The sequence below is a fragment of the Bacillus sp. 11C genome, from assembly GCF_055486375.1.
On record NZ_JBUPVZ010000004.1, the window covers coordinates 187,913 to 200,865 of the forward strand.

The window sequence follows — 12,953 nt, forward strand, 5'->3', positions numbered from 1 at the left end:
TCAATACAAAAGAGCGGGTTTCCCCACTCTTTGCCTCGGTAATCGTTAGCATTTCCAATAAAACTATACCATAACCATATTTTTATTGCAAATGGATATACACTTACCTTCACCTAAGCAAATGACAGAGACTCTTATGTTACAATGTCACTTTTTGCGCTTATGTATGCATAGAAGCAGAATTTCCTGAGAAATTCTGCTTCTATATTAAAACAGTGACAATTGGTTTTGATCAGGCAGTGATTCCAGGCAGCCATGGCGATCTAAATACTCTAAAATCGTTTTTGACACTTTCCCTCTCTTTTGCAAATCTTCTTTAGAGAGGAATTCGCCTTCTTCACGAGCCTTTACAATATTCAGAGCAGCGTTCGTTCCTAATCCAGGAATGGAGTTAAACGGCGGGATAAGGCTGTTGCCGTCTATAATAAACTCTGCAGCACTGGAGCGATATAAATCGACTTTTTGGAATGTATAGCCTCTCTCACACATTTCAAGCGCTAATTCTAACACAGTGAGAAGGTTTTTTTCCTTCGGTGAAGCATCAAGCCCTTTAGCGTTAATATCCTCCATTACGGCTTTGATTGCTGTAGAACCCTTGATCATTGTATCGATATCAAAGTCGTCTGCACGAACGGTAAAATAAGCCGCATAATACAAAAGCGCGTGATGCACTTTAAAGTAAGCGATGCGGACCGCCATTAATACATAAGCCGCGGCGTGGGCTTTCGGGAACATGTATTTAATCTTTTTACAAGAATCAATATACCAGTCCGGGACATTGTTATTTTTCATTTCTTCTTCCCATTCAGGCGTTAATCCTTTTCCTTTACGCACAAATTCCATGATTTTAAAGGCAAGGGATGGCTCAAGGCCTTGATAGATTAAATAAACCATAATGTCATCACGGCAGCCGATAACCTCACTCAGTTCACAAATATTATTGTGGATGAGCTCTTGTGCATTGCCGAGCCATACATCCGTTCCGTGAGATAAGCCTGAAATCTGAACGAGCTCGGAAAAAGTTGTCGGCTTTGTATCTTCAAGCATCTGCCGCACAAATCGGGTTCCGAATTCAGGAATTCCCAGGGTACCCGTTTTACAGCCGATCTGTTCTTCTGTAACACCGAGTGATTCGGTTCCCTGGAAGATTTTCATCACTTCAGGATCATCTGTTGGAATGGTTTTCGGATCAATTCCGCTTAAGTCTTGAAGCATCCGAATAACGGTCGGGTCATCGTGTCCGAGAATATCGAGTTTTAACAGGTTGTCATGGATGGAGTGGAAATCAAAATGAGTGGTTTTCCACTCTGAACCTGTGGCATCCGCCGGGAACTGAATTGGTGAAAAATCATAAATGTCCATATAATCCGGGACAACGATAATACCCCCAGGGTGCTGTCCGGTCGTACGTTTAACACCTGTACATCCCTGTACGAGCCGATCTATTTCGGCCCCGCGCATGTGGAGATTGTGGTCCCCGGCATAGCCTTTTACATATCCGTAAGCTGTTTTTTCTGCAACTGTTCCTATCGTTCCTGCACGATATACATTGTCTTCTCCGAACAATACTTTTGTGTAATTGTGTGCGTGCGGCTGATATTCCCCTGAAAAGTTCAAATCGATATCAGGTACTTTGTCCCCTTTAAATCCTAAGAATGTTTCAAACGGAATATCATGGCCGTCTTTTTTCAAAGGCGTTCCGCAATGAGGACATATCTTGTCAGGCAGGTCAAAACCGGAACCGACAGACCCGTCATTAAAGAACTCAGAATGCTGGCACTCAGAGCATACATAATGCGGCGGCAGCGGGTTGACCTCAGTGATCTCAGTAAGCGTCGCAACTAATGAGGAGCCTACGGAACCACGGGAACCTACGAGATATCCGTCATCTAGTGAACGTTTTACAAGTTTGTGAGAGATCAAATAAATAACAGCGAAGCCATGGCCAATGATACTTTTTAATTCTTTTTCAATCCGCGCTTCCACAATTTCAGGCAGCTCTTCGCCGTAAATGCTTCTTGCACGCTGATAGCTCATTTCTCTGATCTCTTCATCAGCGCCTTCGATTTTCGGTGTATACAAATCATCTTTAATTGGCTTGATGTCATCGATTAAAGAAGCAACCTTTTGGGTATTGGCGACAACGATTTCCTTCGCTTTTTCTTCGCCTAAGAAAGAAAATGCTTCAAGCATTTCGTCTGTCGTTCTGAAATGCACTTTCGGCAGTTCATGTCTGTTCAGCGGATTTGCCCCGCCTTGAGAGGATACTAAAATCTTTCTGTAGATTTTATCCTCGTCATTCAAGTAATGAACATTTCCCGTAGCAACAACCGGTTTATTTAGCTTTTCACCCAGTTTCGTGATATTTGCAATAATTTCTTTAAGCGATTTTTCATCGCGGACCAGTTCAAGCTCTAGCAAGTGACGGTACACTTCAGGCGGCTGAACTTCGAGATAATCATAGAATGACGCGACATCTTCCACCTCTTCAGGCGATTTTTGCATCATTCCTTCAAAAACCTCTCCCCTGTCACAGGCTGAACCGATCAGAAGCCCTTCCCTATATTTCTCAAGCTGAGATCTCGGGATACGAGGCACTCTGTAAAAATAATGGATATGAGAGAGTGACACAAGCTTAAATAAATTTTTAAGCCCCGTGCTGTTCACAGCAAGTAATGTTGCGTGATAAGGTCTCGATCTTTGATAAGCGTTGGACTGACCCATATTTTCATTTAACTCATCATGGTACTGAATGCCTTTTTCAGCCGCGTCCTTCAGCATTTTCAGGAGCAAATAAGCAGTCGCCTCAGTATCGTAGATCGCACGGTGGTGCTGTGTCAGTTCGATATCAAACTTTTTACAAAGTGTGTTCAAACGGTGGTTCTTAAATTCCGGATAGAGAAAACGGCCAAGCTCAAGCGTATCAATGACTGGGTTTTTAGCTTTTTCGACTTCAAGAAGCCTTTTATAAGCTACGTTTAAGAATCCCATATCAAAACTTGCATTATGAGCGACAAGGATATCATCGCCGATCCATTCTCTGAAATCTCTTATGACATCTACGACATCCGGAGCGTCGCGAAGCATATCATCGGTGATGCCGGTCAGCTCTATGATTGTGGCTGAAAGCGGACGATGCGGGTTCGCAAACGCCTCAAATTTATCAATAATTTCTCCGCCTTTTACTTTTACTGCAGCCAGCTCAATAATGGTATCGTATACAGCAGACAGTCCTGTCGTCTCGACGTCAAAAACAACATATGTTTCTTCCTCAAGCAACCGATGTGCAGCGTTATAAGCAATTGGCACGCCATCATCAACGAGATTCGCTTCCATCCCGTAAATCATTTTAATTCCATGCTTTTTTGCGGCAGAATACGCATCAGGGAAGGATTGAACGACAGCATGGTCAGTCAAAGCGATGGCCTCATGCCCCCATTTTTTTGCCTGTTCGACAAGCTTTCCGACACCCGTAACAGCATCCATTTGGCTCATTGGGGAATGCAAATGCAATTCCACTCTTTTTTCTCCTTCAGATGCAGAATCTTCACGGGTTTTTGCTTTCATTTCGTTTACGTCATTTGCGATCATGACGAGATCTCTGACAAAAGTGTCATTTTGAATGCTGCCGCGTGCTTTTACCCACATTCCTTTTTTCAGAGACTTCATCAGTGCCGCATCTTCTTTTTCACGTGCAAACATTTTGATTAAAATACTATTTGTGTAGTCTGTAATTTTGAAGATACACAGCGTACGCCCGCTTTTCAGCTCTCGTGTCTCCACATCAAACACGTAACCCTGGACCGTAGTTCTCCGTTCTTCGTCCATGATGCTGTCAAGTGTCCGGATTTCTTCGTTATCTTTAATTTGATAACCGATGACAAGAGGCCCAGATGGTATTTGATCTTCATCACTTTCTTTATCTTTCTTCTCCATTTCAATCAGCGCCTGCATGGCCCGCTCTTGGTCTTCCGCAAGCTTTTGCTCCCGAAACTTTTGAACTTCTTGCTCGGATACAAAGATTTCGGCATCAAGCTGAAGGTCCGGGAAACCAAATTGACGGTATCCGGCTTGAATCATAGAACTATATTTGTTCTTAAGAGCAGCCGCTTCCGTGTCCGTTTTTGTTTTGACAATCAGTTTATTGCCTTTCAATTTCGGTTTTTGCTGGTTTAAAAGACTGATAATCGGCGGTGAAATGCCTTGCAGTTCTTCAATACAGCGTGACCAGTAATCTTGTACTAGACTTTCGCTGACCTCGGCATCTTGCACTTCGATTGAAGATGTAACTTTTGCTATGTGGGCAAACGATTGCGTCAGCCTCGTTGTTAATGTGTCATATATTTGAAAAGGCAGCAAAGATTTAAATTCAAAATGAAAATGCCAAGACTTAGACGCTTTGTGTATCGCCAGCTTTTTGATCTCGCCATCTTCAAAGTATGTCATGAAGGTATCATCTGTCATATTAATCTGCTGCAGAAGAATTTGAAACTGCCTTCTGTTTACTGATAACTGTTCCATTAAGACAGTACCCCTCCCTAAAAACTTCATAAGTGAAGGTACCTCAGGCAAATGAGGTACCTTCACTTATTTCTATTTTAACATGTTTTTTGATAAATCGTTATGGTGATTACTGCTTGCTGATAAAAGCAGATAGTTCGTCTGCTGAAATTTCAGTTGACTCACCCGTTTTACGGATTTTCACTTCGACAATTCCTTCGTCCGCACGTTTTCCGACAGTAATGCGGATTGGAAGGCCGATGAGATCTGAATCAGCGAATTTTACACCGGCGCGCTCAGCACGATCATCATAGAGCACTCCATAGCCTTCCGCTTTTAAATCGGCATACAGCTTTTCAGCAAGCTCTCTTTGCCCATCGTTTTTCACGTTCAAAGCAAGAATATGAAGATCGTACGGCGCAATGCTTTTTGGCCATATCAATCCTTTATCGTCGTGGTGCTGTTCAGCAATAGCAGAAAGCGTTCTTGATACACCGATTCCGTAACAGCCCATCAGCATTGGTTGTGCGCGACCGTTTTCATCTAAGTATGTCGCATTCATCGCTTCTGAATAGCGTGTTCCAAGCTTAAAGACTTGTCCGACTTCGATTCCTTCTGCAAAACGGATTGTACCTTTGCCGTCTGGTGAAGGATCACCCTCTTTAATAAAACGAAGATCAGCAAATTCTTTAATTTGCGCGTCACGATTTACGTTGACATTTTTATAGTGATGATCTCCTTCATTTGCACCGGCAACAGCATTGACCATTGCTTTCACAGCATGATCGGCATATACTTCAACATCTTGTTTGACACCGACAGGGCCGACAAAACCGGGTTCTGTTCCAAGCTGCTGAATAACCTCTTCTTGTGAGGCAAGCTCCACAACTTCCGCATGAAGCAAGTTTTTCACTTTAATCTCGTTAACTTCATGGTCCCCTCTTACAAGCACTAAGACGAAACGGTCATCTGCTTTAAACAGCACGGACTTCATGCAGGTTTCAGCGGAAACCTGTAAATACGCAGTCAGTTCTTCGATTGTTTTCGCGTTAAGCGTGTGGACTTTCTCTAAAGCTTGAGGCTCTTCATCAGAAGGGACTTCTTGATAAAGAACTTCAGCCATTTCGATATTAGCCGCATACTGTGATTCATCAGAATACGCAATCGTATCCTCTCCGATTGCAGAAAGTGCCATAAACTCGTGCGTATCCTTTCCTCCCATTGCGCCTGAATCGGCGATGACAGGTCTTACATTAATGCCGCAACGGGCAAAAATATTAGAATAAGCCTCGTACATTTTTTGATACGTATTATCCAGGCTCTCTTCAGATGCATGGAAAGAATACGCATCCTTCATAATAAATTCGCGGCCTCTTAACAAACCGAAGCGTGGACGTTTTTCATCTCTGAACTTAGACTGAATTTGATACAGAGTCAGAGGGAGACGCTTATAAGATTTAACCTCATCGCGAACAAGTGAAGTGATAACTTCTTCATGCGTTGCCCCTAAAGCAAATTCACGGCCATGACGGTCTTTTAGTCTCATCAGTTCAGGACCATACGTATACCATCTGCCTGATTCCTGCCATGTCTCAGCCTGCTGCAATGCGGGCATAAGCATTTCCACGGCATCTATTTTCTCCATTTCTTCACGAACAATCTGCTGAATGTTTTGAATCACTTTATACGCAAGAGGCATATAGCTGTATACCCCGCTCGTATTCTGTCTGATAAATCCTGCTCTCAGAAGAAGCTGATGGCTTTTTGCTTCGGCATCAGCTGGAACTTCACGGAGCGTAGGAATAAGCGTCAAGCTTTGTCTCATTTCTTCGCACCTCTGATTGATTTACTTTTCGTTTACAAGAACAGCCGCTGGATATCGTTCCATGTGACAACCAGCATAAGAAGCATTAAGAAAGCTACTCCGATAAACACAACAAATGCTTCTTTTTCCCTGTTAATCGGTTTGCCCCGAATCGCTTCAATAAATAGAAATAACAACCTTCCTCCGTCAAGTGCCGGAATCGGAAGCAGGTTGACAATCCCAAGGTTAATGCTTAAAAACGCAGCAAACTGGAATAAGTTCACTAACCCTGTTTTCGCCACCTGGTCTGTCATGTCATATATGCCGACAGGACCTGACAACATATCAAGTTTAAATTGGCCTGTTACTAATTTGCTTAAGTTGGTTAAAATGGCTTTAGTGACATCAACTGTTGATGTCGCGCCGTAAGCAACTGCTGAGAGAACGCCTTTTTCAGTCGGCGCATAGGAACCGAAACGCCCGATTATTTTTTTGTTCTCATCTTTAACAGCTTCCGGAGTCACTGAAATATGAAGCGTTTTGTTATCTCTTTTTACTGCAACGTCCATTTCTTTTTCCGGATTTTCTTTTACAGCAGAGACAATGTCCGTCCAAGACCTCATTTTCTCTCCGTTAATGCTTTGAATATAATCCCCTTCTTTTAGCCCCGCTTCGGCCGCCCGTCCATTGTCAGTCAGCTGCCCGAGCACAGGCTCATTTGACGGCACGCCTTGAATCAGCCCAAGCATCACTAAAATGACGTAAGCTAAAATAAAGTTCATAATCGGCCCTGCAGCAATCGCTTTAATTCGCTGCCACACAGGTTTGGAACCAAATTGGCGATTATACGGCGCAATCTGCACTTCTTCTCCGTCTACAATGAAAAAGGATGTTTCACTGACGGTAAAGCTGGAAAGTTCATCTTCTTTCCCCTGTTCATAGCCGGTGATCTTCATGTCATGCTCTAAATCCGCAGTTTCTACTTCAATGACTAAAGCATCCGGGTATTTTTCCTTTTGATTGATGATGACTTTCTCAACTTGATTGTCTTTATTAAACAGAAGCCCGACCGTGTAACCGGGTTTTACCTCAATCATTTCCGGATCTTCGCCAGCCATACGGACAAATCCGCCGACCGGAAGCAGCCTGATGGTATAAACTGTTTCATTTTTTTTGAAAGAAAAGATCTTCGGACCGAATCCGATCGCAAATTCACGGCAGAGAATTCCCGCTCTTTGGGCTAGCAATAAATGACCCAGTTCATGGAAGAAAACGAGCGTTCCGAAAATAATAATAAACGCTATAACTGTATTCACGAACATACCACCTTATGTGAGTATTGAATTGACGTATCCCCGGGTATCTTTGTCCACTTCTTGAATGTCCGCCAGGTTCGGTTTGTTCATTACCTGATGGCGGGATAGTGCCTTTTCGATACAGTCTTCAATAGCCAAAAACGGTATCTTACCGGCTAAAAAGGCAGCGACAGCTACTTCATTTGCTGCATTTAACACTGTCGGCATTGTTCCTCCCATTTTACCTGATTCAAACGCAAATTGTAAGCATCGGAACCTGTCAAAATCAGCTTTCTCAAAATGAAGGCAACCGATTTCCCATAATTCAAGCCTTTTGGCATCTGGTAATGGCAACCGGTCAGGATAGGTTAGGGCATATTGAATTGGAACCCTCATATCAGGAGTTCCAAGCTGTGCGATCACACTTTTGTCATGAAACTCAACCATTGAATGGATGATGCTCTCCTTATGTAAAACCACATCAATTTGTTCATATGGGATATCGAAAAGCCAATGTGCCTCGATTACCTCTAATCCCTTATTCATCATTGTAGCCGAATCGATCGTAATTTTTGCACCCATTGACCAATTCGGATGTTTTAATGCGTCCTCAACTGTTACTGATTCGAGCTCCTCCCGCGTCTTGTCCCGAAAGCTTCCGCCGGAGGCTGTAATGATGAGGCGTTCAATATTTTTTGCCTGTTCGCCTTGGAGTGCTTGAAATATTGCCGAATGCTCACTGTCAACAGGCAGCAGCGGAACATCGTATTTCTTAGCATGTTCTTTAACTATATGCCCGGCAGTGACAAGAGTTTCCTTATTTGCAAGCGCAATTGTTTTTTTCTGTTCAATTGCCTTTAACGTCGGGATAAGACCGACGCTTCCGAGCAAGGCATTGACAACAACATCAACTTCCTCCATAACTGCCGCTTCAATCAGGCCTTCTTCTCCAAGCCCGATTTGGCAAGCAAATGAAAAAGAAACTTGTTTTAATTTATGATATGTATCCAGATCACCGACAGAGACAAACTTCGGCTGAAAAGCCTCAATCATCGGAACAGCCTTATCAATATTTCTGCCAAACGACATAGATACCAGCTGAAATTGATCTTGATGCGTACGTAATACGTCAAGCGTCTGTTCGCCGATTGATCCTGTTGCTCCTAAAAGACAAATATTTTTCAAAGTGCCACGACTCCTATTCTTTTTGCTGCATAATCATTCTCATATTCATATTAGACTTTTTTATGAAAAAAGGGCAAGCAGAAAGTACAAGAAAGGCATGACAAACAAAAAACTGTCAAAACGGTCCAAGATACCGCCATGACCCGGGAGAATATTCCCAGAATCCTTAACATCGTAATGTCTTTTCAAGGCGGATTCCACTAAATCTCCAAGTTGTCCGAAAATGGATAAAAACAGTGTGATCAACAGCAGATAGATATACGGGATCGGAAGATGTACAACAAGTTGAAAAATCGTCGCAAGTACAAGTGCGATGACAATTCCGCCTGCGAATCCTTCCACTGTTTTATTCGGACTGATTTCAGGCCACAGTTTTCGCTTACCCAGCGCTTTCCCGACAAAATATGCACCGGAATCAGTAGACCAAATCACAACACACGCGTAAAAAATGTATGTTAACCCATATTGGTCAAGATTTCTGATTTCTATAAAATAATGAAAACACATTCCAATGTAAATTGCTGCAAGCGTAATAAACCCGACTTCATCAAAAGTAAAGGTGTTTTTCACCAACACTGTGTAAGTCAGCAAAAGCAGTACCGCGAACAAAGCGACTTCCACTTTTGAAATACCGTCCGCCTCTAAAAACGAATACTGGCTTGGCAATAAGAACATCCACAATAATAAAAGACCGATCAAACCTGGCAGTGAAACCATTCTCAGCTTTTTCATCCGTAATAGTTCAAAAAGCGCTACACTGCCCATAGCATAAACTAATATGGTGAACGGCAATTTCCCGACAATAACCAAAAATAAAAATACAATTGCTGCCAGAACACCTGTCAAAATTCTTTGTTTCATGTCCACCATCCTCTAAATTCCGCCAAACCTCCGGCCCCTCCGCTGATACTCTCCTAACGCCTCTAAGAAGTGATCTTCTTTAAAGTCAGGCCACAGGACGTCAGTGAAGACAAATTCGCTGTAGGCAACCTGCCATAGCATAAAATTACTCAGTCTGATCTCCCCGCTCGTTCGAATTAAAAGTTCAGGATCCTGCAAAGATTCAGTCATTAAATAATTAGAAAAAAGAGATTCATCAATGTCTTCAATATTCAAAGACCCTTCCTTCACTTTTTCCGCGAGCGATTTTGCAGCAGTGACAATTTCAGTACGGGCTCCATAATTGAGAGCAAAATTAAGGATCATTCCGTCGTTTTGCGCCGTATCCTGTACAGCCTTTTCAATTGCACGTAAGGTGTGCGCCGGCAGAGCCGTTTCATCTCCTATGATCCGAACCCGTACATTTTCCTCAATAAGCTCTGGAAGATACGTATTTAAAAATTCTTCCGGAAGCTTCATTAAAAAATCGACTTCCATTTTCGGCCTCTTCCAGTTCTCTGTTGAAAATGCATACAATGTCAGTACTTTGACACCTAGTTCGTTCGCAAGCTTCGTTGTCCTTTTTACCACCTTCATCCCTTCATGGTGGCCTGCAATTCGGGGAAGAGAGCGTTTTTTAGCCCAACGGCCATTTCCATCCATGATAATGGCGATGTGTTCGGGAATTTCTCCCTTAAGTATGTCTTCTTTTGTATAACGTTCTAAGTTGGAAGCCGCAGTTTGCTGATTCTTCCAATTTTTGAGTATGTTGAGCATGAGATTCCTCCGTCACCCAAAAAGGTTGCATTCCCTGCTGATAATCAACAGTATTAACAAAAAAACCCCCTGTAAACATGAGAGGGTCTTTTCACTATTATCTATTGTACATAGTTTTTCATTAAACTTCCATGATTTCTTTTTCTTTGTCTTTTGTGACACCGTCAATTTTTGACACATATTCATCTGTCAGTTTTTGAACGTCTTCAGTGGAAGCACGCAGTTCATCCTCAGTAATGTCTCCGTTTTTCTCAAGCTTTTTGAGATCATCGTTCGCATCGCGGCGTACATTTCGGACAGCTACTTTCGCTTCTTCAGCATATTTTTTTACAACTTTGACTAATTCTTTCCGTCTTTCCTCTGTCAGCGCAGGAATTGCAATTCGGATCATATTCCCGTCACTTGTCGGCGTTACGCCTAAGTCAGCCTTTAAAATCGCTTTTTCAATATCACCAATAGCTGTTTTGTCATAAGGCGTTACCACAAGCATACGAGCTTCAGGCACGTTAATAGAAGACAGCTGATTTAAAGGTGTCTGTGCTCCGTAATATTCAACCGTTACTTTATCTAATAAAGATGGATTGGCACGGCCTGCACGTACAGTAGCCAATTCGCGCTGATAAGCAGCAATTGCTTTTTCCATTTTTTCTTTTGTTTGAGTTAATACTTCTTTTGACACGTTATTTCCCCCTCACGATCGTTCCGATTGATTCACCGATAACGGCACGTTTGATATTTCCTTCTTCCATAATAGAAAAGACGATAAGCGGAATGTCATTATCCATACATAAAGATGATGCTGTTGAATCCATGACTTCCAGACCGTCTTTTAGAACGTCAAGATAAGAAAGCGATTCATACTTAACAGCTGTTTCATCTTTTCTAGGATCAGCATTATACACACCGTCAACATTATTTTTCGCCATTAAAATAACGTCTGCTTCAATTTCAGCAGCCCGCAGTGCAGCTGTCGTATCAGTTGAGAAATATGGGTTTCCTGTGCCCGCAGCGAAAATAACGACACGTTTTTTCTCTAAGTGGCGTATCGCTTTTCTTCTTATGTACGGTTCAGCAACTTGTCTCATTTCAATGGATGTTTGCACTCTGGACTGGATTCCGAGTGTTTCCAAGCTGTCTTGAAGAGCAAGCGAATTCATAACTGTCGCCAGCATTCCCATATAGTCAGCAGTTGCACGGTCCATGCCCAGGTCACTTCCTGTTTTTCCGCGCCATAAGTTGCCTCCGCCTACTACAACAGCCACTTCGACTTCAAGCTCAGCGATTTCTTTCACTTGCTTTGCAATGGATTGAATGACAGTTGGGTTAATTCCGTTTCCCTGTTCTCCTGCCAATGCTTCTCCGCTAAGCTTTAATACGATACGTTTGTATTTTGGTTTTTCCATGATAACCTCCAAGTGTAAACATTGCCGTTTTCTATTATGCAAGAGAAAAAAAGGTTTGTAAATATAGTTTTAAAAATAGGGAACACAAAGTGTGTCCCCTATACTGCCTGAAAAGACGCGACTTGGCCGCGAAATCTTTTCGCCATTATTTTTTCACTTGGTTCATTACTTCTTCAGCAAAGTTTTCTTGACGTTTTTCGATGCCTTCTCCAACTTCATAGCGGACAAAAGTTTGAACAGTTGCGTTTTTCGCTGCAACAACTTGTTTCACTTTTTCATCTGGGTTTTTAACGAACGCTTGGTCTAAAAGACAAATTTCTTCGAAGAATTTGTTCAGACGGCCTTCAACCATTTTCGCTACGATGTTTTCAGGTTTGCCTTCTTGAAGGGCTTGCTGAGTTAAGATTTGACGCTCATGATTTTTTTCTTCTTCAGATACTTGATCACGAGAAATATAACGAGGGTTAACTGCAGCAACGTGCATTGCAATATCTTTCGCAGTTTCTTCGTCAGTAGTACCGTTGAGAACAGTTAATACGCCGATGCGGCCGCCCATGTGAAGGTAAGCACCGAATGCAGAGCTGTCGTCTTTTGTAAGAACTGTAAAGCGGCGAAGAGTGATTTTCTCACCGATTTTAGCAACTGCGCTTGTGATGTACTCTTCAACAGTAGCGCCATTTTCCATTTTTTGACCCATTGCTTCTTCAACATCTGCTGGAGCATTTGTAAGAAGATGGTCAGCTAAAGTGTTAAGAAGCTCTTTGAAGCCTTCGTTTTTCGCAACGAAGTCAGTTTCAGAGTTGACTTCAAGGATAACGCCTTTGTTGCCGTCAGTTTTAATAATAGTAGAACCTTCAGCTGCGATACGGTCAGCTTTTTTCGCTGCTTTCGCAATTCCTTTTTCTCTTAAAAGGTCAATTGCTTTATCCATATCTCCGTCAGTTTCAGTTAACGCTTTTTTACAGTCCATCATGCCCGCGCCAGTTTTTTCACGCAGTTCTTTTACTTGCTGTGCAGTAATTGCCATTTGTATTCCTCCTTATATGTTTAAACAAGAGTATGTATATCACACATTTTTCTTGAAAAAAGGTGATAAAAGGCAGTCCCTCT

The 12,953-nt window shown here is 42.4% G+C and carries 9 protein-coding genes; all 9 read right to left on the reverse strand.

Annotated elements, in window-relative coordinates; all coding sequences use genetic code 11:
* Positions 1-207: 207 nt before the first annotated feature.
* The 9 genes from ACY3LV_RS07900 to tsf all read right to left on the reverse strand — a co-directional run bounded on the left by ACY3LV_RS07900 (position 208) and on the right by tsf (position 12,870).
* Positions 208-4,521, reverse strand: coding sequence for a PolC-type DNA polymerase III (locus ACY3LV_RS07900; protein WP_333560420.1), 4,314 nt, complete (start codon positions 4,519-4,521; stop codon positions 208-210).
* 109 nt (positions 4,522-4,630) lie between these two features.
* Complete coding sequence (gene proS, locus ACY3LV_RS07905) at positions 4,631-6,325, reverse strand: proline--tRNA ligase (RefSeq protein WP_333560421.1); 1,695 nt, start codon at positions 6,323-6,325, stop codon at positions 4,631-4,633.
* Between the two features lie 32 nt (positions 6,326-6,357).
* The gene (gene rseP, locus ACY3LV_RS07910) at positions 6,358-7,626 is read right to left on the reverse strand and encodes an RIP metalloprotease RseP (RefSeq protein ID WP_333560422.1); all 1,269 of its coding nucleotides are present in this window, start codon (positions 7,624-7,626) and stop codon (positions 6,358-6,360) included.
* Positions 7,627-7,632: 6 nt separating this feature from the next.
* Positions 7,633-8,784 carry a 1-deoxy-D-xylulose-5-phosphate reductoisomerase gene (gene dxr / locus ACY3LV_RS07915; RefSeq protein ID WP_148961811.1) on the reverse strand — a complete coding sequence of 384 codons (1,152 nt, stop codon included), beginning with the start codon at positions 8,782-8,784 and terminating at the stop codon, positions 7,633-7,635.
* A 60-nt stretch (positions 8,785-8,844) separates the two neighbouring features.
* Positions 8,845-9,654 (reverse strand): phosphatidate cytidylyltransferase, encoded by an 810-nt coding sequence (cdsA, locus tag ACY3LV_RS07920; RefSeq protein ID WP_333560423.1) that lies wholly within the window; start codon positions 9,652-9,654, stop codon positions 8,845-8,847.
* Between the two features lie 3 nt (positions 9,655-9,657).
* Positions 9,658-10,440 carry an isoprenyl transferase gene (locus ACY3LV_RS07925; RefSeq protein WP_333560424.1) on the reverse strand — a complete coding sequence of 261 codons (783 nt, stop codon included), beginning with the start codon at positions 10,438-10,440 and terminating at the stop codon, positions 9,658-9,660.
* 121 nt (positions 10,441-10,561) lie between these two features.
* The gene (gene frr / locus ACY3LV_RS07930) at positions 10,562-11,119 is read right to left on the reverse strand and encodes a ribosome recycling factor (RefSeq protein ID WP_087991625.1); all 558 of its coding nucleotides are present in this window, start codon (positions 11,117-11,119) and stop codon (positions 10,562-10,564) included.
* 1 nt (position 11,120) lies between these two features.
* Complete coding sequence (pyrH, locus tag ACY3LV_RS07935) at positions 11,121-11,843, reverse strand: UMP kinase (protein WP_039073977.1); 723 nt, start codon at positions 11,841-11,843, stop codon at positions 11,121-11,123.
* A 145-nt stretch (positions 11,844-11,988) separates the two neighbouring features.
* Positions 11,989-12,870 carry a translation elongation factor Ts gene (tsf, locus tag ACY3LV_RS07940; RefSeq protein ID WP_087991624.1) on the reverse strand — a complete coding sequence of 294 codons (882 nt, stop codon included), beginning with the start codon at positions 12,868-12,870 and terminating at the stop codon, positions 11,989-11,991.
* Positions 12,871-12,953 lie beyond the last annotated feature (83 nt).